General features: G+C 69.6%; 26 protein-coding genes. 11 read left to right on the forward strand and 15 right to left on the reverse strand.

Annotated elements, in window-relative coordinates:
• Position 1: 1 nt before the first annotated feature.
• Complete coding sequence (locus AC1DG4_RS00205; RefSeq protein WP_477378036.1) at positions 2 to 2149, reverse strand: adenylate/guanylate cyclase domain-containing protein; 2148 nt, start codon at positions 2147 to 2149, stop codon at positions 2 to 4.
• 140 nt (positions 2150 to 2289) lie between these two features.
• Positions 2290 to 3594: an acyltransferase family protein gene (locus tag AC1DG4_RS00210; RefSeq protein WP_477378034.1), complete on the reverse strand. Its 1305-nt coding sequence runs from the start codon at positions 3592 to 3594 to the stop codon at positions 2290 to 2292.
• 156 nt (positions 3595 to 3750) lie between these two features.
• Between AC1DG4_RS00210 and AC1DG4_RS00215 the strand changes: the two genes are divergently transcribed.
• On the forward strand, positions 3751 to 4110 hold the full coding sequence (locus AC1DG4_RS00215) for a DUF4190 domain-containing protein (RefSeq protein ID WP_477378032.1): 360 nt from the start codon (positions 3751 to 3753) through the stop codon (positions 4108 to 4110).
• 6 nt (positions 4111 to 4116) lie between these two features.
• On the opposite strand, the gene AC1DG4_RS00220 is transcribed toward AC1DG4_RS00215, so the two are convergent.
• The 3 genes from AC1DG4_RS00220 to AC1DG4_RS00230 form a co-directional block, all read right to left on the reverse strand.
• Positions 4117 to 4788 (reverse strand): response regulator, encoded by a 672-nt coding sequence (locus tag AC1DG4_RS00220; RefSeq protein ID WP_477378030.1) that lies wholly within the window; start codon positions 4786 to 4788, stop codon positions 4117 to 4119.
• Positions 4785 to 6035, reverse strand: coding sequence for a sensor histidine kinase (locus tag AC1DG4_RS00225; RefSeq protein WP_477378028.1), 1251 nt, complete (start codon positions 6033 to 6035; stop codon positions 4785 to 4787). The genes AC1DG4_RS00220 and AC1DG4_RS00225 overlap by 4 nt, the downstream gene beginning before the upstream one ends.
• A 240-nt stretch (positions 6036 to 6275) precedes the next feature.
• Positions 6276 to 6647 carry a hypothetical protein gene (locus AC1DG4_RS00230; RefSeq protein WP_477378026.1) on the reverse strand — a complete coding sequence of 124 codons (372 nt, stop codon included), beginning with the start codon at positions 6645 to 6647 and terminating at the stop codon, positions 6276 to 6278.
• A 518-nt stretch (positions 6648 to 7165) separates the two neighbouring features.
• Between AC1DG4_RS00230 and AC1DG4_RS00235 the strand changes: the two genes are divergently transcribed.
• Genes AC1DG4_RS00235 through AC1DG4_RS00265 form a run of 7 tightly spaced genes read left to right on the forward strand, consistent with a single transcriptional unit; the run spans position 7166 to position 13637 of the window.
• Positions 7166 to 8131 (forward strand): AAA family ATPase, encoded by a 966-nt coding sequence (locus AC1DG4_RS00235; RefSeq protein ID WP_477378073.1) that lies wholly within the window; start codon positions 7166 to 7168, stop codon positions 8129 to 8131.
• Positions 8132 to 8162: 31 nt separating this feature from the next.
• Complete coding sequence (locus tag AC1DG4_RS00240) at positions 8163 to 9095, forward strand: DUF58 domain-containing protein (RefSeq protein WP_477420404.1); 933 nt, start codon at positions 8163 to 8165, stop codon at positions 9093 to 9095.
• Positions 9067 to 9570: a hypothetical protein gene (locus tag AC1DG4_RS00245; protein ID WP_477378022.1), complete on the forward strand. Its 504-nt coding sequence runs from the start codon at positions 9067 to 9069 to the stop codon at positions 9568 to 9570. Before AC1DG4_RS00240 ends, AC1DG4_RS00245 begins: the two co-directional genes overlap by 29 nt.
• Complete coding sequence (locus AC1DG4_RS00250; RefSeq protein ID WP_477378020.1) at positions 9561 to 10547, forward strand: vWA domain-containing protein; 987 nt, start codon at positions 9561 to 9563, stop codon at positions 10545 to 10547. The genes AC1DG4_RS00245 and AC1DG4_RS00250 overlap by 10 nt, the downstream gene beginning before the upstream one ends.
• Positions 10544 to 11647 (forward strand): vWA domain-containing protein, encoded by a 1104-nt coding sequence (locus AC1DG4_RS00255; protein WP_477378018.1) that lies wholly within the window; start codon positions 10544 to 10546, stop codon positions 11645 to 11647. Before AC1DG4_RS00250 ends, AC1DG4_RS00255 begins: the two co-directional genes overlap by 4 nt.
• Complete coding sequence (locus tag AC1DG4_RS00260) at positions 11644 to 12516, forward strand: hypothetical protein (RefSeq protein ID WP_477378016.1); 873 nt, start codon at positions 11644 to 11646, stop codon at positions 12514 to 12516. Before AC1DG4_RS00255 ends, AC1DG4_RS00260 begins: the two co-directional genes overlap by 4 nt.
• Positions 12510 to 13637 (forward strand): hypothetical protein, encoded by a 1128-nt coding sequence (locus AC1DG4_RS00265; protein ID WP_477378015.1) that lies wholly within the window; start codon positions 12510 to 12512, stop codon positions 13635 to 13637. Before AC1DG4_RS00260 ends, AC1DG4_RS00265 begins: the two co-directional genes overlap by 7 nt.
• 205 nt (positions 13638 to 13842) lie before the next feature.
• Here the strand turns inward: AC1DG4_RS00265 and AC1DG4_RS00270 are convergent, their stop codons facing one another.
• From AC1DG4_RS00270 to AC1DG4_RS00310, 9 genes are all read right to left on the reverse strand, one after another.
• Positions 13843 to 14562 carry an RES domain-containing protein gene (locus AC1DG4_RS00270; RefSeq protein ID WP_477378071.1) on the reverse strand — a complete coding sequence of 240 codons (720 nt, stop codon included), beginning with the start codon at positions 14560 to 14562 and terminating at the stop codon, positions 13843 to 13845.
• Positions 14563 to 14573: 11 nt separating this feature from the next.
• A complete protein-coding gene (locus AC1DG4_RS00275) occupies positions 14574 to 14975 on the reverse strand; it encodes a hypothetical protein (RefSeq protein WP_477378013.1) in 402 nt (133 codons plus the stop codon).
• Positions 14976 to 15319: 344 nt separating this feature from the next.
• The gene (locus tag AC1DG4_RS00280; RefSeq protein WP_477378011.1) at positions 15320 to 15757 is read right to left on the reverse strand and encodes a hypothetical protein; all 438 of its coding nucleotides are present in this window, start codon (positions 15755 to 15757) and stop codon (positions 15320 to 15322) included.
• 54 nt (positions 15758 to 15811) lie between these two features.
• A complete protein-coding gene (locus tag AC1DG4_RS00285) occupies positions 15812 to 16567 on the reverse strand; it encodes a response regulator transcription factor (RefSeq protein ID WP_477378009.1) in 756 nt (251 codons plus the stop codon).
• A gap of 101 nt (positions 16568 to 16668) precedes the next feature.
• Entirely contained in the window at positions 16669 to 17316 is a 648-nt protein-coding gene (locus AC1DG4_RS00290; RefSeq protein WP_477378007.1) for a hypothetical protein, read from the reverse strand.
• Between the two features lie 34 nt (positions 17317 to 17350).
• Positions 17351 to 18844, reverse strand: coding sequence for a hypothetical protein (locus AC1DG4_RS00295; RefSeq protein ID WP_477378006.1), 1494 nt, complete (start codon positions 18842 to 18844; stop codon positions 17351 to 17353).
• A 10-nt stretch (positions 18845 to 18854) separates the two neighbouring features.
• On the reverse strand, positions 18855 to 19148 hold the full coding sequence (locus AC1DG4_RS00300; protein ID WP_477378004.1) for a hypothetical protein: 294 nt from the start codon (positions 19146 to 19148) through the stop codon (positions 18855 to 18857).
• A 26-nt stretch (positions 19149 to 19174) separates the two neighbouring features.
• On the reverse strand, positions 19175 to 19933 hold the full coding sequence (locus tag AC1DG4_RS00305) for an ABC transporter ATP-binding protein (RefSeq protein WP_477378002.1): 759 nt from the start codon (positions 19931 to 19933) through the stop codon (positions 19175 to 19177).
• Positions 19934 to 19955: 22 nt separating this feature from the next.
• On the reverse strand, positions 19956 to 20216 hold the full coding sequence (locus AC1DG4_RS00310) for a hypothetical protein (protein WP_477378000.1): 261 nt from the start codon (positions 20214 to 20216) through the stop codon (positions 19956 to 19958).
• Between the two features lie 240 nt (positions 20217 to 20456).
• On the opposite strand from AC1DG4_RS00310, the gene AC1DG4_RS00315 reads away from it, so the two are divergent.
• The 3 genes from AC1DG4_RS00315 to AC1DG4_RS00325 all read left to right on the forward strand — a co-directional run bounded on the left by AC1DG4_RS00315 (position 20457) and on the right by AC1DG4_RS00325 (position 23550).
• Positions 20457 to 21215 (forward strand): Pr6Pr family membrane protein, encoded by a 759-nt coding sequence (locus tag AC1DG4_RS00315; protein ID WP_477377998.1) that lies wholly within the window; start codon positions 20457 to 20459, stop codon positions 21213 to 21215.
• 163 nt (positions 21216 to 21378) lie between these two features.
• A complete protein-coding gene (argG, locus tag AC1DG4_RS00320; RefSeq protein WP_477377996.1) occupies positions 21379 to 22827 on the forward strand; it encodes an argininosuccinate synthase in 1449 nt (482 codons plus the stop codon).
• Positions 22828 to 22917: 90 nt separating this feature from the next.
• Positions 22918 to 23550 (forward strand): SatD family protein, encoded by a 633-nt coding sequence (locus tag AC1DG4_RS00325; protein ID WP_477377994.1) that lies wholly within the window; start codon positions 22918 to 22920, stop codon positions 23548 to 23550.
• A gap of 9 nt (positions 23551 to 23559) precedes the next feature.
• On the opposite strand, the gene AC1DG4_RS00330 is transcribed toward AC1DG4_RS00325, so the two are convergent.
• Positions 23560 to 24435 (reverse strand): helix-turn-helix transcriptional regulator, encoded by an 876-nt coding sequence (locus AC1DG4_RS00330; protein ID WP_477377992.1) that lies wholly within the window; start codon positions 24433 to 24435, stop codon positions 23560 to 23562.
• Position 24436: the final 1 nt, after the last annotated feature.

Consider the following 24436-nt stretch of genomic DNA (forward strand, 5'->3'; position numbering starts at 1 on the left):
GTCAGGCCACCTTCCACACGGTCTCGGCCTTGCCGCGGACTTCGACGGTGCCCGCCTCGATGTACTCCACCAGTTCGGCGGTGCGGTCGCGCACCTCCTGGCTGACGTAGATGCCGGGATCGCCGCTCACCGAGCGCACCCGGTAGGCGAGGTTCACCGCATCGCCCCACAGGTCGTACGCGAGGCTCGTGCGCGCGACCAGGCCGCTCGTCACGGCGCCGGTGTCGACGCCGGCGCGCAGCCCGATCGCCGTGCCGTACTGGGCGTTGAACCTCTCCAGCACCTCGCGCAGGCTGCGCGCGAACTCCACCGCCCTGCGCACGTTGTCGACACGAGGAACGATCAGCCCCGAGGAGGCCAGGTAGCCGCCGTGCAGCGTGCGCACCTTCTCGACCCCCGCGCGCTCCGCGGCCTCGTCGAAGCCGCGCATGAGCATGTTGAGCTGCGCGATCTCCTCCTCGGCCGTGAGGCTCCTGCTGTGGTCGTCGAAGCCGATGAGCTCGGCGAAGACCACGGACACGTTGTCGTGCGCCTCGGTGATCGCCTCGTCCCCCTGCTTGTACCTCTCCGCGACGCTCTGCGGCATGAGCGTGTGCATGAGGCGCTCGTTCTCCTCGCGCTGGTCGTCGATCAGCTGCTGCTTGATCCGCAGACTCGACGCCATGTCGTTGAACGCGCTGCCGAGATCACCGAACTCGTCGCGGGATCCCGCCGGGACCTGCGCGTCGAGATCGCCCTCGGCGACCCGGTGCACCGCGGTCACCAGGCGGTTGATCGGGCGGGTGAACACCTGGGCCAGCAGGAGGGAGAGCAGGGCGACCGCGAGCATGATCCCCAGCAGCGAGATCAGCACGATCCGGGTGAAGTCGTCCACGGGCGCGAACGCCTCGCTCGAGTCGATGCGCGCGATGACCGCCCAGTCCAGACCGTCCACGTCGAGCGGTCCGTAACTGACGACGCTCGACCCGCTGATGTAGTCGGATCCCTCGAGCGTGCCGCTCTTGCCGCTCTGCGCCCTCGTCAGCGCATCGCCCGTGATCGGCTGGATCAGAACGGTGCCCTTCACCTCGACGGCACGCTCGGCCGCCGACGGCGGGGTGCCGTGGTCGATCGCACGCTGCGCGTAGTCCTTCGGGTGCTCGACGACCTCTCGCGACGTGCTGCGCATCAGCCCGTCGCGTCCCACCAGGTACACCTCGCCGGTCTTGCCCAGCCCCTGGTCCTGCCAGCCGTTCTTGCCGGTCATGACGTCGTTCACGAATGTCAGCGGCACCTGCACGGCCATCGCGCCGGTGATCGCGCTGTCGTTTCCGACGGGCGTCACGATCCACATCGAGGGAACACCGAGCGACGGCGTCCAGCGCTCGAAGTCGGTCATCTCGACCGTGTCGACCGAGTTCGTCGCGATCGCCGCGCGATAGGCATCGGCGAGCTTCGAGTCGCGGAACGGCCCCGTGTCCAGGTTGGTGCCGAGCTCCGGACCCTTGTACGCCGTGTAGACGACGTCGCCGGTGAGGTTGAGCAACAGCACATCCTCGTACCCGGCCTGGTTGATGAGGCGGGAGAAGTAGTCGCCGTAGCGCACGGCGCCGGCAGAGTAGGCGGATCCGTCTCCGGCATCGTCGTTGGTCAGATTGGCGCTGTAGCCGGCGTCGTCGAGCGTGGTGTTGCGGACCGTGTAGTGCGCCTGGAGCCACTTTCCGGCGGCGGAATCGGGAATGAAGGCCCGAGCGCCGTAGGTGTCGCCCGTCCTCTTCTCGAGCTCCGGGATGAAGTGGTCCGCGTAGAAGCCGTCGAGCGCCGCCGACTGATCGGCGGGCAGCGTCTGGCTGCGCAGCTCCTCGAAGCCGTCGTTGAGCGCTTTCGACATGTTCTGCGCGCTGAGGTTGCGCGAGTTCAGGGACGCGGTGCGCTGCACGTCCTCCAGGGCGACCTGCATCTCGTGGGTGCGCATCTCGCGGATCGTGGTGAGCTGATCGATCGAGCTCGCGTGCAGCGAATTACGGCCGTTCACGAATCCGATCGCACCGATGATCAGGGCGGAGACGAGACTCACGCCGAGCAGCATGATGAGCAGTTTCGACTGGATGCTCAGCCCGGGGCGCCCCCTGCCACTGCTCCGGCGCGCCGCCTTGGTTTCCGGTGACACGCTCTCCATGAGAAACCCCCTCGATCCGACACGACACTGCGAACGTAGCGGTATACCGGTATCCACGGGAAGGACGGGATATGTCCTTCCGTCATCGAGAGCGACGGCGCCGCGCGCGCCGGGCCACCGGCGCCGGCGGATCAGCCGGCGCGCAGGCTCCCGCCGGCCAGCCGCACGGTCGCGACCACCAGCGCCGCGCCGAGTACCCAGGCGGAGGGGGCGGATCCCGCGACGAGGATCGTGACGACACCCCCCACGCCGAGCAGCGCGGACAGCGTGGCACGCCCCGTGCCGACCGAGATCGCCCGCGGTTCACGGGCGGCCTCGCGCCGGCCCACCCGGGCGACGACGAGCGCCACCGCGATCAGCACGGCCGCGAACCAGAGCGGCCGGCTCGCCCACCATCCGGCGCTGAGCGGTACGGGCAAGGAGAGCGGGGAGAGCAGCAGCGATCCGGCGAGCGCGACCACCACGAGCATGTGCCAGGAGTAGATCGTCATCGCCCTGGCGTTGATCCATCCCACCGCCGCAGCCGTCCGAGAGCCGGCGGCCCAGGTGCGCAGCCGCGGGCGCAGGACCAGGAACAGCGCGGTCTGGGCGATGCCGGCCACCACGAGGATCGCCATCGGCGGGTTGAGCGCCGTGATGAGGTCGGCAGGGGCCGCGCCGGTGAGGATCAGCACGCCCGCCGCCGCGACGGCCGAGCCGGCGATCGCGAGCAGCGGTGCGCGGCGCATCCGGTCGAGGGATCCGTCCGCGACGGCGAAGCCGATCTGCTGCAGCAGCAGCCACACGAACGCCATGTTCACCAGCCCGACCGCGGTGAGGCCGGTCGCCCCGCGCACGATGTCGACGGCGACGACCCCTGCGGCGAGCGCGACGACCGTGAGGATCCGGTGCCGCTCGTGCAGCCGCACCATGAACGGCACGAGAGCAGAGCAGCCGAGGTAGACGCCCAGGAACCACAGCGGCTGGCTGATCCTGAATCCGGCGGTGGCGACGACATCCGCCGGCACCCCTGCGATCACGAGAGCGGCCAGCGCCACCGCGGTCGCCAGGATCGCGCCGGACGCGGGGATCAGCAGTCGCCGCATCCGCGCGGCCACGTAGTCGCCGGTCGTCGCGCCTCGCGCCCTCTGCCGCGTCCACTGCGTGTACGAGGCGAAGCCGCCGAGCACGAAGAACAGCGGCATGATCTGCAGAACCCAGGTGAGCGGGGCGAAACCGTCCCAGCCCTCCATCGCGTTGCGCAGGATCGGAGATCCGTCTGCGGCGACGCTCACCCCGACCATGAGCGAGTGCAGCAGCACCACGACGCCCAGCAGGATCGCGCGCACGCCGTCCACAGCAGCATCGCGGGTGGCCTTCGCAGGGGCGGAAGCGGGGGCGACGCGGCGCGCAGGATGCGCCGGCGCGGGGGCGAGGACGGGGGTGAGGAGTGCCATGTCCCTACGGTCGCCGTCAGGTCAGGCGCTCCGCGTCCCGCTGCGGTGCCGGATCCACCCCCTACCGCGGTATCACGACGATCAGGCGGCGCCGTCGGCTGAGCTGCGCTAGGAAGGAGGGGGGGCACCTCGCCCCGCTCGGACCAGGGGGACGTCATGACCTATCCGCAGGACCCGCAGCAGCGGCCGCCGTACCCGATGACGCAGCAGCCGGCGAACGGGCAGGCGTACTACCCGATGCCGACGTACCTCGCGACGCCGGAGCCCAAGGGCATGAGCATCGCATCCATGGTTCTGGCGCTCGCCTCGATCGTGTTCGGCTTCACCTTCCTCGTCCCGATCGCGGGCCTGATCCTGGGCATCGCCGGGCTGAGGAAGGAGCCGGCGGGGCGCGGTATGGCCCTGACCGGCGTGATCGTCTCGAGCCTGATCCTGGTGGTGTGGGTCCTGATCCTCGTCCTGTTCCTCGTCGTCGGGCTCTCGGTGTTCGGCGTCGCGATCTCAACGGCGGGCTGAACCGCCTCAGCCCGCGGGTGCGACCAGTCCGGCGTCGTAGGCGAGGATCACGGCCTGCACCCGGTCGCGCAGATCGAGCTTGGAGAAGATCCGGCTGACATGCGTCTTCACGGTCTGCTCGGCGAGGAACAGGTCGGACGCGATCTCACGGTTCGAGAGCCCCCGCCCGATCAGCACGAGGATCTCGTGCTCCCGCTCGGTCAGGCCCTTCAGGCGCAGTTCCGCGCTGTTCGAGCGCGGGCGGCTCTCCGTGAAGCGCTCGAGCAGGCGCCGGGTGATGCGCGGGGCGAGCAGGGCGTCGCCGGCCGCCACCACGCGCACCGCCTGCACGAGCTCCTCGGGCAGGGCGTCCTTGAGCAGGAATCCGCTGGCGCCCGCCTGCAGGGCCTCGTGCACGTACTCGTCGGCGTCGAACGTGGTCAGCACCAGCACCGCGGGCGGGGTGCGCCCGTCGCGCTCGGCGGAGGCGATGATGCGGCGAGTCGCCTCGATGCCGTCGAGGTTCGGCATCCGCACGTCCATGAGCACCACGTCAGGGCGCAGCCGGCGCGCCTCGTCGACGCCCTCGCTCCCGTCGGAGGCCTGCCCGATGACGTCCAGTCCGTCCTGCGCCTGCAGGATCGCGGCGAAGCCGGCCCGCAGCATCGCCTGGTCGTCCACGATCAGCACCGTCGTCATGCCTGCTCCTCCCGGGGGATCCGCACCTGCAGGACATACCCGCCATCGCCCGTGACAGCGGCCGCGACCGTGCCGCCCATCGCCTCGACGCGCTCGCGCATGCCGCGCAGCCCGTGCCCTCCGCCGTCCGCCCGCGGGGAGATCGTCCGCGTCGGAGGGGCATTGCGGATCCTGATGCCCCGCTCCGCGGGCGTCTCGGTCCAGGCGATCTCGGTCGCCGCCCCCGGAGCGTGCCGCGCGACGTTGCTCAGCCCCTCCTGCACGACGCGGAAGGCGGTGAGCCCCAGGAGCGGGTTGCTCTGCTCCGCGGCGGTGAGCTGCCAGGATCCGGTCTCCGTCACCGGCGCGAGGTCGCTCGCCCGGGCGAGAAGCGCAGGAAGGTCATCGAGCCCGGGCTGCGGGGCGTGGTCGGCCTCGCCCTCCTCATCGCGGAGCAGCCCCAGGATCACGCGCATCTCCTTCATCGCCGACCGCGCGGTCGCCGCGATGTCGTCGAACTCTGCCGCCGCATCCGCGGGCAGATCCGGCATCCGATAGCGTGCGCTCGCCGCGCGGACCTGGATCGCGGACATGCCGTGCGCGACCACGTCGTGCAGCTCGCGGGCGATGCGCGCCTTGTCCTGCACGGCCTCGCGGCGAGCGAGCTCGGCCGCGGTCGCGGCGCGCTCGGCTCGCAGCTGAGCGCGAAGGACCGACCAGTTGCGGAGGCCGGTGCCGACGAGCACGGCGCCGAGCGTGACCGCCGCGAACACGATGAGATTGGCGACCGCGAGCCCGTCATCGGGCCGGGTGGGCGCCTCCACGGCGACCATGATCGCGGAGAACACGCTGAACGCCCAGCCCGCGACGGGCAGCCACCACCGCGCCCGCCGTGCGACGCCGATCCAGACCAGCGCGTACGCGATGATCGTCGAGGCGGCGACGGGCCACGGCCGATCGGGGCCCGCCACGGCGAGGCCGGACAGCGCATTGCCGGCGATCAGCGCGAGCACGGTCGCCCAGACCGGAGCGAACAGCGCGAGCACGATCGCCGCCGCCTGCACGAGCGACAGGATGAGCGCCGCGGCCAGCGGAATGCGGTAGATCGTGACGCCCAGCGACGCCGCGACGGCGAGCTGGGCGAGCGCGAAGACGCTCGCGAGCGTCCAGATCGCGAGGTTCCCGCGTCCCGGCACGACGCGCAGCGGCAGGATCCCGAGGCGACGCAGCGCCGGAGACGCTGCAGCCTGCAGGCCAGGATCGGCCATGCGGGTTCCTCTCCTCGATCGGCGGGTGGTCGTCTCCACCGTACGGGGTCCGACTCCGCGGATGGGCAGTCCTCCCCATCCGATCCGGTTGATGCACCCGGTCGCTGCCAACGAGCCGGAGACGGCTCCCGGCGCCTCGAACGTCACCCGAGTCGCCCTCGCCGGAGTTCTGAGCCACGGCGCGGGCACAACGCACGCTCACGCACTCGGGATCGGTGGCGGACCAGTATCGAACCGTGCCTACACGGCCGCCTTGTGGACGATCCGGGCTCCCTCATCGATGCGCACGACAGAGAAGCCAGGGGCGTTGATCTCGTACCCGATGAATCCGAATGTCGGATCAGCCGAGTACCCGAAGTACTCGTAGGCATGCCCTGAACGGATCGCGTCAATCAACGTCACGACTTGATCGAGATCGTGATCGTCTTCAACTGAGAGCGCATCCACGATCCTGCCCGCATACAACCGGATCGTGTCGTCACCCGCCTCGACAACAACCGTTCGCCCGGCCGCCTCAGCAGCGACCACCCACTGACGCTCCTCCAGCCCCGGGAGGTACACATCATCGCCAAAAGCCGACTTCAGTCGAGTCGTAATCGTCAACGCGTCCATAACCCCTACCTGAAAATAGATACCCAAAAGTACTCGTCGGCGCGGCAAGAGCTGACTTCGCAATCATCTTCATAGCTCTTCCAAAGAGTTCCTTTCCTCGAACCTAAGCAACACCGCCCTTGCCGGTGAGCGCTTCCGGGACTTGGTCGATCCCACAGCCCCGCGAATGGGCAGTCCTCCCCATCCGATCCGCGTCGCACGGTCAGACTCGGCGGTTACGCTGGCAGGGTCGCGCGCGGCACGATCGCGCGACGCCAGAGCCGCAGGGGGATCCGCACGTGAGCCAGAACAACGACACCGCCGCGTTCGCCGCGCAGACCCCGCCTCCGCCGGCGGCGGGCATCGTCACTCCGCCGCCCGCGATCCCGCCCGCGCCCCCGATGCCGCCCGCCCCGAGCATCCGCCGGGAGCAGCCCGCGGCGACGACCGCTCCTCCCGCGGCGGCAGGAGCAGCGGCCCCGACGGCGCCGCCGGCACCCCCTTCCGCCGAGGCCAAGCCCGCACCGACCGAGGCGGAGATGGCGCGTGCCCGCGAGATCCTCGACACCGTGTCGAAGGCGTACTCCGCCCGCATGGTGGGTCAGGAGCGCCTGCGCACGAGCCTGCTGCTCGCGCTCATGGCCGGTGGGCACATCCTGCTCGAGTCGGTTCCCGGCCTCGCGAAGACCACGGCCGCGAGCACCCTCGCCGACACCGTCAAGGCCGACTTCAAGCGCATCCAGTGCACGCCCGACCTGCTGCCGAGCGACATCACCGGCACGCAGATCTACGACTCCGCGAGCGGCACGTTCCGCACCGTGCTCGGCCCCGTGCACGCCAACTTCGTACTGCTCGACGAGATCAACCGGTCAAGCGCCAAGACCCAGTCCGCGATGCTCGAGGCGATGCAGGAGCGGCAGACGACGATCGGCGGCGAGATCCACCGGGTGCCGCGCCCGTTCCTCGTGATCGCGACGCAGAACCCGATCGAGCAGGAGGGCACGTACGAACTGCCCGAGGCCCAGATGGACCGTTTCCTGCTCAAGGAGATCGTGGAGTATCCGAGCCCCGCCGATGAGCTCGAGGTGCTCGCGCGCATCGACTCCGGAGCCCTGGATCCGGACCGGCACGCCACCACGACGATCTCGCTCTCCGACGTCGAGCAGCTGCAGGACATCTCCTCACGCGTCTATGTCGACCCCGCGATCCGCAACTACATCGTCTCCCTCGTGTACGTCACGCGTAACCCGGTGCCGTACATCGGCGAGACCCTCGGCGGCTACATCAAGTACGGAGCCAGCCCGCGCGGATCCATCGCGTTTCTGCAGGCCTCGCGCGCGCTCGCGCTGCTCGCGGGGCGCTCCTACGTGATCCCAGAGGATGTGCGCAACCTCCGTCACCTCGTGCTGCGCCACCGCGTGCTGCTGACGTTCGAGGCCGAGGCCGAGAACGTGCGCAGCGAAGACGTCATCGACGCCGTGTTCGGCGCCGTACCGACCCCCTGACCCCCGACAGGCTCAGGGACCGGAGGACACCATGGCCAGCCTGCTGACGCCGGTGAAGGGCAAGCTCTTCATCGACTCGACACGCAAATCGACGCACGCGCTCGACGGCGCGCATGCGTCGCTGCTGCGCGGGCACAGCCTCGACTTCGACGACCTCCGCGCCTATGAGTACGGCGACCAGATCCGCGACATCGACTGGAAAGCGACAGCTCGGCTCGGCTCCCCCGTGGTGCGACGGTCGCTCGCAACCCGCATGCACACGGTGCTGTTCGCGGTCGACACCGGTCTCGCGATGACCGCGCTCGCGCACGACGAGAAGCCGAAGAAGGATCTGGCGATACTCGCGGTCGGCGTGCTGGGACTGCTCGCATTGCGGCACGGCGACGACTTCTGCCTGGTCAGCGGCGATTCCGCCGGAGTGCGCCGTCGCGAGATCGGCCGCAGCGAAGCCTCGCTGGAGCACACCCTACGCACGATCGACCGCGCCGTCGACGCCGCATCCGCCCCGAGCGACCGCGACGCGCTGCTGTCGTACGTCGCACGCACGATCGCGCGGCGCATGATCGTCGTCGTGGTCACCGACGACGCTCCGGTCACCGACGAGACGGAGCGGCTGCTGCGGCGCCTGCGCGTGCAGCACGACGTGCTGTGGATCACGCTGCGCGACGCCGAGCCGGTGCTGGAGGCACTGCCGTCCGGCCCGTCGACAGGCTCAGCGACCGGGCGGGGCAGCGCACTGCGCGCCCGCCGCGACGTCGCCACGCGCTGGGCGGTCCCCGAGTTCCTGCAGGGCGATGCCGAGCTCGCCGCCGAGTTGCACGCTGCGGACGCCGTGGACGCCGCGCACACCGAGGCGCTTCTGCGCCGGCTGGAGATCACGCACGTGCCCCTCGCCGAGCAGGACGAGGCGGTCGGCGCGCTCCTGCGGATGCTGGATGCGAGGTCTCATGTCCGGCGTGGATGAGCTGTACCCGCCCGCCCAGTACGGCTGGGGCTGGATCCTCCTCGCGATCGGGGTGCTCGCGCTGGTCGCCGGACTCGCCTGGCTCGTCGTCGTGCTGACCAGGCCGCGCCGCGCGATCGCCTTCGCCGCCGTCCCCGCCCCGGTGCCGGGCCCCACCACCGATGTCGCGACCGTGCTGCGTGAGGAGTACCTCGGCTCGATCGCGCAGATCGAGGCGGACTACCGCGACGGCCGCACCGACGCCCGCCGTGCCAACCTCGAGCTCAGCCGCGTGGTACGTGGCTTCGTGAACGAGTACAGCGGCATCGAAGCGCCCGTGCTCGCGCTCGACGACCTCGTGCGCATGGGCGTGCACCCCTCGCTCATCGACGCGATCGGCCGTAATTACTACCCGAGCATCTTCCGCCGCACCGCCCCGGTCGACCCGCTCGTGGGCGCCGATGCCGCCCGGACGGTGGTGACGACGTGGTACTAGCCAACATCTGGATCCTGCTCGCCGTCGTCGGCGCTCTGCTCCTCGCGATCGTGCTCGGAGTACTGCTCGGCCTGCGCCGCAGGGGGTCCGGATCCGCGACGGCCGGTGCCCCGATCGCGCGCGCCGAACGGATCCGCTCCCTGCCGGCGTTCCAGCGCGCGGTGCGCCGGCGCCAGGCGGCGCTCGCGGGAATCGTCGCCCTCGGAGTGCTCGCGGCTGCGCTCGGCGGCGTGGTGGCGGCACGCCCGATCGCGCAGAAGACGATCCAGCCGGTGTCCACGAACCGCGACATCATGCTGTGCCTGGATGTCTCCGGATCCATGACCGACGTCGACAAGGAGATCGTGTCGATCTTCGACAAACTCGCCGACGGCTTCAAGGGCGAACGCGTCGGGCTCACGATCTTCAACAGCTCGGCCGTGCAGGTCTTCCCCCTTACGGACGACTACGCCTTCATTCAAGAGCACCTGCGCAGCCTCATGAAGGGCCTCGACTACTCGACCGACATCCCGGAGCAGTGGATCGGCACGATGAACGGGGTCGGCGCCTCGCTCATCGGCGACGGCCTGGCCTCCTGCGCCCTGCGCTTCGATCACGCCGATCAGCAGCGCGCCCGTTCGATCATCCTCGCGACCGACAACGAGCTGAACGGATCACCGATCGTCACGCTGCAGGAGGCCGCCGACTACACGGCCTCGAAGAAGATCCGGCTCTACACGATCAACCCGGTCGACGGCATCGACCAGCCCGACAGCAAGACCCTCGCCGACGCGGCCGCGGCGACGGGCGGCAAGGCTTATGCGCTGCGAGAGACCACGACGGTCGGCGACATCGTCGCTCAGGTGCAGAAGCAGGAGGCGACCCAGCTCAAGGGGCAGGCCACGGTGATCTGGGCGGACGTCCCGCAGCTGTGGATCGCGGCGCTCATCGTCTTCGCACTCGGCTTCGTCGTGCTGCTGTGGAGGGTGCGCCTGTGATCCTCCAGCCCGTCCTCGCACCGCTCCTGGTGATCCTGATCGTGCTGCCCGTGCTGGGCGCGGCGGTCTGGATGCTCGTGCGCGCCGCACGCCGCGGCCCTTCGGCGGGGACCGGCGCCGGGCCCATGATCTGGGCGCTGCGCGTCGTGCTCGTACTCGCGTGCGGAGTGCTCCTGCTGCGCCCCGGCATCCCCGGCGGGCACGTGCGCACCCTGGCTTCCGCCACCGACGTGGTGATCGCGATCGACACCACCGCGAGCATGGTCGCCGAGGACTGGGACGGAGGCGGCTCGGCGAAGGGCGCAGCGGCCGATCAGCGCATGGCCGGTGTGCGCGAAGACGTGCGCCGCATCGCTGAGACCTACCCCGGGGCACGGTTCGCGCTCATCACCTTCGATGCGAACGCGGTGCTGCGCCTCCCGCTCACCACCGACTCGGGCGCGCTCATCTCGGCCGTCGAGGTGCTGCAGCCCGAGGTGACCCGGCAGTCCAAGGGCAGCTCGATCGGCATCGCGAACGCGCTGCTGACGCAGACCCTGCAGAACGCGCAGAAGGCCTCGCCGGATCGGGCGCGGATGGTGTTCTATCTGGGCGACGGCGAGCAGACGGTCTCCACCGAACCCGAACCGTTCGACAGCGCGAAGAAGCTGCTCTCCGGGGGCGAGGTGCTCGGCTACGGCACCGACAAGGGCGGCCCGATGCGCGAGACGACCGGCGCGGTCGGCCCTTCGACAGGCTCAGGGACCGGTTCCGCAGGCGCCGGAGAGTACATCCAGTACCAGGGATCCGACGCCCTCAGCCTCATCGACGAGAAGAATCTGCAGCGGATCGCGGCCGAACTCGGCGTGACCTACGAGCACCGCACCGCCGATGCGAAGATCATGCTGCCGCCCGCGCCGAAATCGACCACGGCGTACCGCGAGGACGACCCGCTCACGCAGCCGACCGATCTGAGCTGGATCGTGGCGCTCGCGATCGTCGCGCTGCTGTGCGTCGAGCTCGCCCGCGCGACGATGCTGATCGTGCGGATGCGCGGGCTCTCTGTCCCTGAGCGCGCGAGGCGAGACGAAGCGCGCCCTTCGTCGGGAGGTGACTCATGACGACCACCACTCCCGCAGCCCCCGAGCGCCCTTCCTCGGTTCCTGAGCGAGCCGCAGGCGAGACGAAGGACGCTCTCTCAGGCACCGCGCAGCGAGACGAAGGGCGCGAAGGGGCTGAAGCCGCGCACGCGCTGCTCGCCGCGAACCGGCGCCGCCGTATCGCACGCCGGTGGATCGCGTGGGGCTCGCTGCCGCTGCTGCTCGTCGCCGCCCTCTTCGTCGGCAAGGTCGTGAGCCTGTATGCCTTCGCCTACCAGTCGATCGTCTCGTACGTCGCGGGCGACTACACCGGATCCGTGAGCGCTGCCGAAGGCCTGAACCCGGCGAACTGGTTCGAGCCGTACAAGGCTCCGTTCGACCAGGGCGTGGGTCTCGCCGAGTCCGGCAAGCTCGCGGCCGGGCAGAAGAAGTTCGAGGAGTCGCTGAAGCTCGCACACGGGCTCGAGGTCTGCGCCGTGCGATTCAACCTCGCCCTGGTGCTCGAGCGCGAGGGCGATGCGGCCGCCGATGCGCAGCAGCACGCCACCGCGCTCGAGTTCTACGCGCAGGCCCTGCAGGTGAACGCGGACCGGCCGAAGGAGTGCGACAGCACTCAGGCGCAGGAGCAGTCGCCGGATCCGCAGCGCGACATGAGCCAGTCGAACAAGGACCAGCAGGACCGGCTGCAGCAGAAGCAGCAGGACCAGCAAGAGCAGCAGCAGAACCCCGATCCGCAGCAGCAGGATCCGCAGAGCCCGCAGCCGAAACCCGACCAGGGCAAGCTCGACGAGCTGCAGCAGAAGCTACAGCAGGGAGAGCAGGACCGCCAGCAGAGCCAGAAGAGCGATCAGGGAGACGGCGGCAGCAGCGGGACGGACAAGCCATGGTAGAGCGCAACGAACCGCCCCGGTACGTGTCGGATTCCGCCGGCGCCCCGCCCGTGCCGCCGCCCGGCGGCTACCGCGGCGCGCGCCGCGCCCTGCTCGGTCCCGCGGTGCCCCTGGTCCCGTCTCCGATCCCTGAGCGAGGGGCGCAGGGACGAGACGAAGGGGGTCCCGGCTCCGTCGAAAGCGCTCCGCCGAAGAAGAGCCCCCTCGGCTGGATCGCCCTGTGCGTTGCCATCGGGTTCGCGGTGCTCATGCTGATCCTGCTCGCGATCGGAGCTGCCGACGCGTTCTTCGGAGCGACCATGCTCGCGCTGCAGCTCGTAGTGCTGGGCCTTGCGATCGCCGCGCTGGCCACGAAGGCCGGGCGCGTGCTGGGCGCCGTCGCGCTCACGGTCGCCCTGGTCTTGAACGTCGGAACGGTGGGCGCGCTGAGCGCGATCCGCGTCGCCGCGACAGGTTCCTACGGCGGGCACAAGACCGACAAGCAGAAGCTCTGGGAGGCCTACCCGGGGATCAAGGACCAGGATCCGAACCGGTATCTGCACCAGCAGTCGCTCGAGCAGCTGCAGTTGCTGGCCGACGAGACCATGACTGATGTGCGCGCGCGGCTGACCGCCGCATACGGGCTGCAGTGGGTGAAGTCCTCCGACGCGCAGGAGCGTCCGGAGCGCAACGGCTATGGCGGCGAGTCGATGCTGGTGCGGTTCACCTCCGCCACCTGGGCGACGACGACGCCGGTGACCGGCTACGCGCACAAGCTCGAGGTCATGCAGACCGTCGAGTCCGTCATCACGCAGCACGGCTGGCGGGACATGGTCGCGTTCAACGACCCGGGCAGCGGCGTGGATCCCGCCATGATCTCGAAGATGTACGGGGGCGCCACCCCCGAGTCCCAGGTGGACTGGGAGTGGTTCAGCGACGACCAGTCGGATCCGGGCTGGTTCTACGCGGACATCACCGACCTCGCGAACGACACGACCGGGGAGTACCGCGCCTCTCGGGAGCAGACCGCCCAGCGCACGGGCGAGCCGCTCGAGGGCCTGCGGCTCACGGTCGTCGGGCGCTACATGCTGAGCGAGAAGAAGGTCGACGACTTCACCAAGGCGCTGACCCGCTACCCCTGAGCCGGCGTCGGCACCTCCGGCACCGAGGGTGCGGCGGCTGTCAGTCGAGCACGTGGACGCCGTCTTCGTCACGCCAGCCGGTGATCGGGGTGAGGACTCCGTTCTCCCGGATGCTGTCCGCAAACTCCGCCGTGACCGTTTCCTCGACTCAGGGGGCGCGGACTTGTCCCCGATGATGAGCGTGGTCGGGCCCACCCGCCGGGGATCAGGCGGACCGATCTTCCCAATGCAGGCCGAGCATCAAGCAGGCAGTCAAGAGATCGGGGGTGCTCGACGTCACCGTCTCGGAAGGTCCGGGGGTAATGCACTCGCTGACAAGCGCATCGGATCGTTCGAACACGGCCCAGAGCTTGATCTCATCACCCATCCGGCTCCGGAATGCGATGCCATCCACCGCAGGCTGCAGGGTTGACGAATCCCGAAGATCAAACAGATGCCGAGCAATCGTCCTGGTCACGTCTCGACGATGCGCATCCTTAAGTAAGGCGACGTCGACGTTGACCGGAGCGATACCCAGCGCGTTGAACACGCCAGCGTCGACAAGGTACGCGAGTCCGTGAGCGGTGGTGATCTCCGCGTAGTCCCCCGTCTGCCGCCCGCGGGCGAACATGCGGCCGCTGAGCCAAGACGTACCGATCGCACCCCGATGCGGGTCCAGATACATGCCGGCCGAACCGGCATCATCCTGGATCTCGCCCAGTTCCGCGAAAGCCGTCTCGTTTGGGCGTAGGGATGCCAGAAGCTCGAGAAAACAACCCAACAGACTGTCCGAGGTGTAGAGCGTGCGGAACTGAGCGCGCTGATCGTCCCAGCGGCCATTGAATCGACCATCGTCCGACGCGAACTGCCACGGCGTCCACTGCCACGGATCGGGCTCATAACCCACTCGCCATACGTCGCCCGGAGCCCCCGACGCGGGCAGCATCACCCGCCGACTCATCCGACGAAAGCGAACGAGTTCGCCGCAGCCATCACGTCGCGCGCAACCTCAACGGGGTGCTGCGTCCGGATATACCGGGCCGGAGCCTCGAACCCTAGTACAGGATTCGAGCCCATCATCCAGCTCTGAATCGTTGCTGTGTCGTAGCGTTCGCGCATCAGACGCGCAGCCTGGAACGCGAGGCGAAGCCGCTCCTCGTCTTCGGCACCTGGGGAACGCAGACCTGCCGCCCAATCGTTCACCGGACGGGTGTTCTTCACGTTCCCCACATACGCGACCAAACGCGCGCCCAGCAGGTCACGAAGCCGGCTCACCAACTCCGGGAGGAGAAGCTCGACCGACTCGCGTTGAGCCTGCATCCCGGGACGCTGATCAGAAGCTGTTGTGCGGGTACTCATAACATCAGACTACGCCGCACAGCCATAATCAGGGTCATAATCGACACCAAAATCACCCATACAATCAATAGGACTATCACGAAGCTCGCCCGAGCCCATTGGTCGGAGAGCCCCAGCAAGTCCCCGCACGGTGCCGTCCGAGATGCTCATGAACCGGCCGCGCCAAAGCTCGACCTCGGCGCGCACCTCCTGGATCGTCGCCGCCTGCAGGAGGCACCTGGCCGCAAGCGACTACAGCGGGCTCAACGCTCGGCCATCGCTTCGGGACGCACCACCGCACGCGCAACCGCCGACAGCCGAGGAGGCTGCCGGCAGTTGGCCAGAGCTGGGCCGAGATGTTCATCTCAGGCGTCTTTGCTCAACCAGTCGAGGATGCGTGGGTCGAGTTTGGCTGAGCCATTCCAAAGCGCGATCGCAGGTTCATATCCGCTAATGAAGGCGGCGAAGTTCACGTGCCCGAAGGTCGCCATGTCCTCGGTGGAGATCTCGTCGCCATGAACAAGCTTCAGCACGTTCTCCTCCGATCGAGTCTGATCGAGCAGCATCCTGAACTGCATCGCGATCCTCGAGTCGTTTTCGACATCCCATGAATGCAGGGGCTGTCCGGGGCCCGGAACCTGATGGGGAGGCAACTTCTCGTCAGTCACGATCGAATCACTCTCAGCGTTCGGATGATCCACGGGCAGGACAGGGACCAGAGTCGCCCATCGTAGCCGCCGATCGTGACGTTGATCCAGGTGGTCGTGCGCGGCGACGCCGGTGTCCGTTGCCTTGATCCTCATCGGGCCACGCTGTGCGGCCCATACGGACCCCGAGACGGCACCTGACGGAGGGCCTCACCGACGGGTCGCGGATCCCCCGTCGCCGCTGTCGCAGGGATCCGCGGGCGTGACGTGCAGACGGCCGATCGCCCGCAGCACCACCTGGAGCCGGTCGCGCACACTCCACTTGACCATGACCCTGCCGAGGTGGGTCTTCACCGTCCCCTCGGAGACGTGCAGCGCCGCCGCGATCTCCCGGTTGGTCATCCCCTTGCTCAGCAGCAGGACGATGTCGCGCTCGCGCGGTGCGAGCACCTCCGTGTCATGCAGGTGCTGGTCCGCCTGTTCGACCGGACAGCCGGCGACGTGCGCGACGAGCAGATCCATCATCCCGCGCGAGAGGAAGACGCGTCCGCTCGCGACCTCGGTGATGGCCGTGACGAACTCGTCCGCGTCGGCGTCGCGGCCCACGATCCCGCGGACGCCGGCTTCGAGCAGGGCAGGGACGACATCGAACCTCTCACTCGTCGTGAGCACGACCACCGGCGCCTTCCGACCTCCCGACGTGAACGCCGCGATCGGACCGGGATCGAGCGGCCCCGTGCCGGCGAGGTCGTAGACGACGGCGAACGGCCGATCCTGGATCCCCTCTGGAACGTCTTCGAATGTCTTCGCCGCCGAGACCCCGAGCACCCCCTTCTCGCACAGAAGCGTCGAGAGCGCTGCGGCGAGCAGAGTGTCCGTGGACACGATCGTCACATGCGGCATCGCCGCCGGCCCCTCCGAAAGCGCGCCCGCGACGGGATCCTCATATTTCTGGACACCGGTCACTAATACCCCCTGCCCTACTGTAGCGTGTGCCGTCTGATATATTGCGGCTCCGCTGTCCCCTCTTCGGGGGACAGCGGGATCTTCGGCCGACCGGACCGACCTCACGCGGCGTTCGCGGCATCGCGGCGGGCGAGCTCCCGCAGAGCCGCTCCGTCGCCGACGGGGATGAGGAGCCCGACGACGTGCCCGAGCGCGACGAGGGTCGCGAGGATCACCAGCACAGGGGCCTGGGCGAAGAGGAACCACAGCGGCAGCGCGGCGACGACAGGGGCCAGCGACCCCGCGGCGATGACCACGGCGTCGGGCGTCGTCGCACCGGACAGGCGGACGAGCCGGCAGGAGGCCCCTCGAACCACCAGGACCGCCGGTGCTCGCCGGCCGATCAGGACGCGGTACGCGAGGACGTGGCCGAGCTCGTGCACCAGCACCGAACCGAGCAGCACGAGGCCCATGATCGCCACCGCGGCCAGACCCAGATACCCGGTCACGATGCCGATCACGAGTGCGCCGCCGAGGACTCCGAGGAGCAGGCCCATCCCCGCGCCGAAGTGCCGCAGGCTCGCGAGAGCTGCCGCGACGACTCCGGCGGGAAGCACCTTCGCCCCCGTCGTGAACCACGGCGGCATCCGCCACGACCGGCTGCCGAAGCAGACGAGCAGCTCGTCGCTGCACAGCCCGAGAGACGCGGCCTCGGGTGCGGACGCCTCCAGCCGCAATCCGAGCTCCGGGCACTCGAGCCACCCGTCCACGAGGAGGACACCCGGACGGAGAACCCGACGGATCCTATGCACGACCGGGCTCGCGGGACGCATGGCGGCCGGCGACCACCGCGAACAGCCCGGCGAAGACGATCGCGACCGCCACGATCAGAAGTCGATCGGTCCCCGGCACCGCTTTCATGGTCGCCCAGCCGATCACGAGCGTCGAGGACATGTAGAGCAGCGCGAGCAGGAACCCGCCCAGCGTTGCCGAGAGCGGCTGATCCTCGCTGTAGGGGACGACGGCGCCGCAGAGCAGCGCGGTCACGAGCCCCAGCAGGCAGCGCAGCAGGACGTCGGGCAGTTGCGTGAGCGGGATCAAGCCGATCGTCAGGACCGCGACCAGCACCGGCACGGCAAGGCCGGCTCCCGCTGCCGCCGCGGCGAGCGCCTTCGGCCACCGCCACGGCGCGCCGGCCCCTGCGGCGAGAGTCGGAACCCAGTGCACCGTCGTCGTCCGGCCCACCGACTGCACGGCCAGCACGAAGGGCAGCACCGGAAGGGCCCCGGCCAGCGCGGGCACGATCAGCATGGCCGCCGGCATCTGCCGGAGGGCGGCGACCGCGGCCACACCCAGCGGAAGAAGCAGGGCCGTGGTGAGGAACTGCGGATTCCGGACGGCGACGAGGAGCTCGACCCACAACCGACCGCACCAGGCATTCCTCGCGAGCGGGCGGGAGCCGCGCAGCACCGGAACGCCGGCGCGCGCCCCCTCGGGGCTGCGCTGCCGGGAGCCGACCCAGAGCACGAGCGCGGCGAGCGGCACCCAGATGCCGACCCCGACCCCGGCGCCGACCTCCACGGAGATCGCCGCTCGGGCGAAGATCCGCGAGGGCAGGAGTTCGGCCGGCGACCATCCCGCGGCGACGACCGACGGCGGCGCGAGGATGTCCGGCGCGGTCGCGGCGAGCACCGCCGCGACCGAGAGCACACCCGCGAACGTCGATGCGTACGGTGCGGGCAGCCGAACCCACACGCCCCCCGCGGTCTGCAGCAGCGAGAAGAGACCGACCGTCAGAAGAATCACGGTCACCAGCAGGAGTGCGTACACGAGGAGCCCGAGCACGATCCCGCCCGGGTCGGGACTCGTGCGGACGATCACCACCACCGAAGTGCTGGTGAGAGCCGCGCTGTACAGGAGGCCGGCGCCGAGCACCGGCACGAGCTGACCGATCCTGGCCTCCGCGCGGCTGATTGGAAGAAGATCCAGGAGGTTCTGCAGCGCCGTGCGCGCGGGCGCCGACACGCACAGCACCACCGCCACCAGCCCCGTGGTCAGTGCGGCCGCGGCGAAGGACGTGCGCACCAGGGAGGACCGGAGCTCCTCGGGCACCTCTGCGGTCAACTGCTGTCCGGCGACCGCGGCGAGCGCGAGCCCGAACAGGGCGGCGACGACGCCGCCGAGCGACACCCCGATCCGCACCGCGCGCGTGGAGGTCCCGAGGAGTCGCGCGACCTCCCTCGTCCACAGCACGAGCGAGGCCGCGCCGACCGCCCCGATGCGGCGCAGGCCGTTCATCCGGCCGCCTTCACTCGGCGATGCGCGCTCGTCCGGTGCGGCGCCCGACAAGCATCCGCACGACGACGTACACACCCGCGATGGCGACGGCCGCGACGATCATCCCGACGGCATCGGGCACGAAGTTCAGCGCCACGGAACCGTTCTCCGTCGATCTCCAGATCCGGATGATCCCGGGGATCACGACGTCGCCGTTGGTGAAGAAGGCCATCACCAGCGCTCCGACGATGGCGAAGAAGACGGTGCACACGCCGATGGTGCCGCCGGCAAGGCAGTGCAGGAGGAATCGGATACCCGTGGTCATGGGGGCCCTCTCGTTCGAAGTGGATGTCAGGTGAAGATCGAGGCGATGCGCTCGGCTCGCCGCTCGGCGTCGTCCCGGCGGCCGGTGACGTGCAGGAAGAGGTCCTCGAGCGAGTGGCAGGCGGGCGCGGCCGCGATCAGGCGGGCAGGCGATCCGGTCGCGACGACCCGACCGCGGTCGATGATGGTGACCTCGTCGCAGTCGCGTTCCGCACGGATCATGTCGTGCGTGGCGACGAGCACGGCGCGTCCCCCTCGCGCGTAGGCGAGGAGGAGGCGCCGCACCGCCGCGGCCGCGTCGGGATCGAGACCGCGGAACGGCTCGTCGAGCAGGAGCAGGGAGGGCTCGTGCATGACGGCCGCGATGAGCTGCAGCTTGCGCTGCATCCCATGGGAGTACTCCGCGACCGCGGAGGGGAGATCGGCGTCGATCCCCAGCGCCTCGGCGAGCGCGAGGGCACGCACCTCGTCGTCTCTGCCTCGCAGCGCGTCGTGGAAGCGGAGGTACTCGCGCCCGGTCAGGACGCCGGGGAGCGGGAGATCGTCGGGCGCGAACCCCAGTTCCCTCCTGCTCCTCTTGTCTGCGACATCGACCCCGGCGATGCGGACGCTTCCCCGGGTGGGCGGCACGAGGCCTGCGACGATGTGGAGGGCCGTGGTCTTGCCGGAGCCGTTCGGGCCGAGCACACCGTGTATGCGTCCCGACGGCAGCGTGAGCGAGACGTCCTGGAGCACGGTCTTGGCCCCGTAGCTCTTCGTGAGCGCCTGCGCGCTCAGCACCGCCATCCCCATCGTCAGCACCGTCGCCCTAGGAGTGGCAGTACATCTTCCAGGTGCCGCCCGCCTGGAACGCCGGCATGTCCACGGCCGGCCATCCGCCCTGGCTCCGGCAGTAGATGAACCAGGCGGTGAAGAGCCCGAGGGCGATCACCACGGCGATCGCGATCGCGATGATCCACCAGAAGCCGTCCTGACGGACGGTCAGCGAATCGCTGACCCGCTCCCTGCCCCTCTCGATCGCGCTGGCAAGGTTGTTCTGCATCGACACGGTCGCAGCTGTCAACGACATGCGGCCTCCTTCTTTCGTCTGTACTCGGGCCCCGGAACGGTCGGATCCGATCCGGGAGTGCTCCGATGCTAGGAACGGGCGCAGCGCGGGCGCGTCCGACTTTCGTCTCGACCTGACGCCACGTTCGCCCACGTCTGCGCGACCACCCTCCACACCCGACGACCCTCTGGGGCGGGGCGGAAGTGCCGACCGTCTCCGTCCGATCTTCTGCTCGGGCGGGCGCACCGATATCTTCGAGGAATGCACACGTCTCTGCCGGAGCAGACCCTGGCCCGCCCCGCCCGCTTCGCGATCGGCACGAGGGGGTGGTCGATCGTGCGTCTGGTCGGAGCGGTCGCGATCCTCGCCGCGGTCACGCACCAGCTCATCGTGACCCTGGGCGTCGCGCTGCAGGCGACAACCCCCTACGGCGCACATGTGCCCACCGTCGTCGCGAACTTCCTGAGCTTCTTCACGATCGAGTCGAACGTGCTGTCGGCGGTGGCGCTGATCCTCGCCGCGGTCTGGGGGCTGCGGATCACTGCCTCGTCCACGGGCGCGGAGACCCCCGCGGTCGAGCCGCGCTGGCTGGCGATCCTCCTCGCCTGCACCTCGACCTACATGATCGTCACCGGCATCGTCTACAACACGCTGCTGCGCGGCATCGAACTGCCGCAGGGCACCACCGTGCCGTGGGCGAACGAGATGATGCACGTCGTCGGGCCGCTCATCCTGCTCGCCGACGTGCTCCTCGCTCCTCGTCGGCGATGCCTCGGCTGGGGCGTGCTGAGCATCGTCGCCGCCTTCCCCATCGTGTGGGCGGTGTACACGCTGATCCGCGCGAACCTCGTGATCAGCCCGCGCACGGGCGAGACCGGCTGGTACCCCTACCCGTTCCTGGATCCGCGGCTCGTCCCGGGCGAGTACCTCGGAGTGGCCGGCTACATCGTCGGGATCGCCGTCGCGATCCTCGCCGTGGGCGCCGGGGTGATCTGGGTCTCCCGCAAGCGCGGGAGCTGACCGGGCGGCGCGGATCACGACCCTGCTGTCCTGCGACCGTCGCGCACTCCCGACCTATGCCGCGCTCGGTGTCGACGTCCGCCTGATCTGAGCGCATCCGGCCCGCCCCCGCTCATCCCTGCGCCGTCGAAACCCGCGAAACGCCGCCGATAGACTGGGTCCCATGTCCAAGGTCCTCCAGTCCCTGCCCGTCGGCGAGCGCGTCGGCATCGCCTTCTCGGGAGGTCTCGACACCTCCGTGGCCGTCGCGTGGATGCGCGACAAGGGTGCTGTCCCGTACACCTACACGGGCGACCTGGGCCAGCCCGACGAGGACGACATCGCGTCGATCCCTGGACGAGCGCTCGAGTACGGCGCCGAGGACTCGCGCCTTATCGACTGCAAGACCGCGCTGGTCGAGGAGGGCTTCGTCGCCCTGGCCTGCGGCGCGTTCCACATCCGCTCCGGCGGCAAGACCTACTTCAACACGACGCCGATCGGCCGCGCCGTCACGGGCACGCTGCTGGTGCGCGCCATGAAGGAGGACGGGGTCGACATCTGGGGCGACGGCTCCACCTACAAGGGCAACGACATCGAGCGGTTCTACCGCTACGGCCTGCTGGCCAACCCGCGCCTGCGCATCTACAAGCCCTGGCTCGACGCCGACTTCGTCACCGAGCTCGGCGGACGCCAGGAGATGAGCGAGTGGCTCATCGCGCACGGCTTCCCCTATCGCGACTCCGCCGAGAAGGCGTACTCGACCGACGCCAACATCTGGGGCGCCACGCACGAGGCCAAGACCCTCGAGCACCTGGACGTTTCGCTCGAGACCGTCGACCCGATCATGGGCGTGAAGTACTGGGATCCCTCCGTCGCGATCGAGACCGAAGACGTCACGGTGACCTTCGAAAAGGGTCGCCCCGTCGCGCTCAACGGCGTCGAGTTCACGGATCCGGTGGAGCTCGTCTTCGAGGCGAACCGCATCGGCGGCCGGCACGGCCTGGGCATGAGCGACCAGATCGAGAACAGGATCATCGAGGCGAAGTCGCGCGGCATCTACGAGGCCCCCGGCATGGCGCTGCTGTTCATCGCCTACGAACGCCTGATCAACGGCATCCTCAACGAGGACACCCTCGCGACCTACCACGAGCAGGGCCGGCGCCTGGGCCGTCTCATGTACGAGGGCCGCTGGCTCGAGCCGCAGTCGCTCATGCTGCGCGAGTCGATCCAGCGCTGGGTCGGATCCACGATCTCGGGCACCGTCACGGTCCGCCTGCGCCGCGGCGACGATTGGACGATCCTCGACACCGTCTCCCCCAACCTCTCGTACGGCCCGGAGAAGCTTTCCATGGAGCGCGTCGGCGACGCCGCCTTCGGTCCGGTCGACCGGATCGGCCAGCTCACGATGCGCAACCTCGACATCGCCGACTCGCGTGCGCGTCTCGAGCAGTACGCGGGCCTCGGCCTCGTGGGCGGCGCGACGGGCGAGCTCGTCGGCCGCGTGACGGCGGGCGAGTCCGGCGAGATCGCGTCCGCGGTCGAGGGCACGACCCTCGCCGACACCGAGGAGGCCCTGGCCGACGCCGTGGATGCGGCGAGCGAGGGCGCGGCTTTCGACTCCGGCACGGACTGAGCGCGGGAGGGCGGATCAGCCCTCCTCGAATGGATCCGGAAGAGAAGTAAAGAGCTTATTTTCACGGAAGATCAGTGATACGCTTTTCTCATGATCGCCGTGATCCTCGACATCGTCGGCTCCCGCGCCCTCGACGACCGCTCGGGCGCCCAGCACGCGCTCGATGACGCCGTCGCGCGCGTGGAGGCCGACAAGCCTCTCGCCGCGAGTCCGCTCCGACCCACCGTGGGAGACGAGCAGCAGGGCCTCTACCCCACGCTCGACACGGCGCTCGCCGCGCTGATCCTGCTGCGGCTCGCGCTGCCGGAGGGGGTCGACTGCCGCTTCGGCGTGGGCATCGGGCCCGTCGAGGAGATCCCCACCGTCACGGGGGGCCTGCCGGAAGGGCCGGGCTGGTGGGCCGCACGGGCCGCGATCGAGCACACGCACGCCCTCCAGCGCCGCACCGTGCCCGGCGCGCGCACCTGGGTCGTCGCACACGATGCCGAGCCCGAGACGACCCACCTCCTCGCCCGCCAGGCGAACATCGCGTTGCTGACCCGCGACCAGCTCATCACCGACATGAGCGCGCGCACGCGCCGACTCACCTACGGTCGCTGCCTGGGCGTCATGCAACGCGAACTCGCCGCCGCCGAGGGCATCACCCAGCCCGCGGTCTCGCAGGCGCTCTCCTCATCCGGGGCGGGGGCCGTGATCGAGGGGCTCCGGCTGCTCCTGGCCTGAGCCCCCGCCTCAGGGACCGCGTGTCTCTTCGCGTTCGCCACCCCGGAACGCTCCTGGCGTGGTTCCGGTGCGGTGGCGGAAGTACTTCGAGAAGTTCGCGGCATCGTCGAAGCCGAGCCTCGCGGCGATCGCGGCGACCGCGATCTGTTCATGGGCAAGGAGACGTTTCGCCTCGAGGATCACGCGACGGTCGATGAGGCCCTTCGCGCTGGTTCCCGCGTGCGCCCGCGCGAGCCGATTGAGCGTGCGCTCCGAATAGCCGAGGCGCCGCGCATACCAGGCCGTCGTGCGATGCTCCGCGAAGCTGCGCTCGACCTCGTCGAAGAACCAGTGAAATGCCTCCGGTGGCTCCGCCTCCGGAGCGGCGCGCGTCGTGGTCGTACCGGCGAGGGCGAGCAACACCGCTGCGAGCGTATGCCTCGCGGCGTGGGTCAACGCCTGCGGGGCGATCTCCGGGGTGCCGGGAGCTTCCGTCGCGAGCGCGGTGAGACCTGCGAGCAGGACGGCGAACGCCCCGCCCCCTGTCGCCGCGCCCGGCCAGTGGTTCCGGGAGAACCCGCCGAGGGATCGGAGCAGCGCGACGGTCTCCGGGGGGAGGGCGATGGGGTTGAACATGACCACGGCCCCTTCGAGCAGACGCATGTCTCCCCAGAGCTGCACCTGCCCGAGATGCACCCAGAGGACGTCGCCGGCGGAGAGCGCGTATCGGGCGAAATCGACCTCGTGCGTGCTTTCGCCTCGGTCGATCGCGAGCAGCAGTTCGAAATCGGGCCGTTGCAGGGCGGCGAACTCGGCAAGCCCCGCACGGGTGCGGATCCGGTCGATCGTGGTCACCTCGATCGACGAGCGCTGCGCATCCGCAGGGCTGTATGGGATCCGCCTCACC

Source organism: Microbacterium sp. 05N427, from assembly GCF_056397105.1.

Coding starts and splice junctions, on each gene's coding strand:
- AC1DG4_RS00210 (WP_477378034.1), bottom strand. CDS start 3,594: ATGGCACTCCTCACCCCCGTCCTCGCCCCCGCGCCGGCGCATCCTGCG.
- AC1DG4_RS00215 (WP_477378032.1), top strand. CDS start 3,751: ATGACCTATCCGCAGGACCCGCAGCAGCGGCCGCCGTACCCGATGACG.
- AC1DG4_RS00220 (WP_477378030.1), bottom strand. CDS start 4,788: ATGACGACGGTGCTGATCGTGGACGACCAGGCGATGCTGCGGGCCGGC.
- AC1DG4_RS00225 (WP_477378028.1), bottom strand. CDS start 6,035: ATGGCCGATCCTGGCCTGCAGGCTGCAGCGTCTCCGGCGCTGCGTCGC.
- AC1DG4_RS00230 (WP_477378026.1), bottom strand. CDS start 6,647: ATGGACGCGTTGACGATTACGACTCGACTGAAGTCGGCTTTTGGCGAT.
- AC1DG4_RS00235 (WP_477378073.1), top strand. CDS start 7,166: ATGGCGCGTGCCCGCGAGATCCTCGACACCGTGTCGAAGGCGTACTCC.
- AC1DG4_RS00240 (WP_477420404.1), top strand. CDS start 8,163: ATGGCCAGCCTGCTGACGCCGGTGAAGGGCAAGCTCTTCATCGACTCG.
- AC1DG4_RS00245 (WP_477378022.1), top strand. CDS start 9,067: ATGCGAGGTCTCATGTCCGGCGTGGATGAGCTGTACCCGCCCGCCCAG.
- AC1DG4_RS00260 (WP_477378016.1), top strand. CDS start 11,644: ATGACGACCACCACTCCCGCAGCCCCCGAGCGCCCTTCCTCGGTTCCT.
- AC1DG4_RS00265 (WP_477378015.1), top strand. CDS start 12,510: ATGGTAGAGCGCAACGAACCGCCCCGGTACGTGTCGGATTCCGCCGGC.
- AC1DG4_RS00270 (WP_477378071.1), bottom strand. CDS start 14,562: ATGCTGCCCGCGTCGGGGGCTCCGGGCGACGTATGGCGAGTGGGTTAT.
- AC1DG4_RS00275 (WP_477378013.1), bottom strand. CDS start 14,975: ATGAGTACCCGCACAACAGCTTCTGATCAGCGTCCCGGGATGCAGGCT.
- AC1DG4_RS00280 (WP_477378011.1), bottom strand. CDS start 15,757: ATGAGGATCAAGGCAACGGACACCGGCGTCGCCGCGCACGACCACCTG.
- AC1DG4_RS00295 (WP_477378006.1), bottom strand. CDS start 18,844: ATGAACGGCCTGCGCCGCATCGGGGCGGTCGGCGCGGCCTCGCTCGTG.
- AC1DG4_RS00300 (WP_477378004.1), bottom strand. CDS start 19,148: ATGACCACGGGTATCCGATTCCTCCTGCACTGCCTTGCCGGCGGCACC.
- AC1DG4_RS00305 (WP_477378002.1), bottom strand. CDS start 19,933: ATGGCGGTGCTGAGCGCGCAGGCGCTCACGAAGAGCTACGGGGCCAAG.
- AC1DG4_RS00310 (WP_477378000.1), bottom strand. CDS start 20,216: ATGTCGTTGACAGCTGCGACCGTGTCGATGCAGAACAACCTTGCCAGC.
- AC1DG4_RS00315 (WP_477377998.1), top strand. CDS start 20,457: ATGCACACGTCTCTGCCGGAGCAGACCCTGGCCCGCCCCGCCCGCTTC.
- argG (WP_477377996.1), top strand. CDS start 21,379: ATGTCCAAGGTCCTCCAGTCCCTGCCCGTCGGCGAGCGCGTCGGCATC.
- AC1DG4_RS00325 (WP_477377994.1), top strand. CDS start 22,918: ATGATCGCCGTGATCCTCGACATCGTCGGCTCCCGCGCCCTCGACGAC.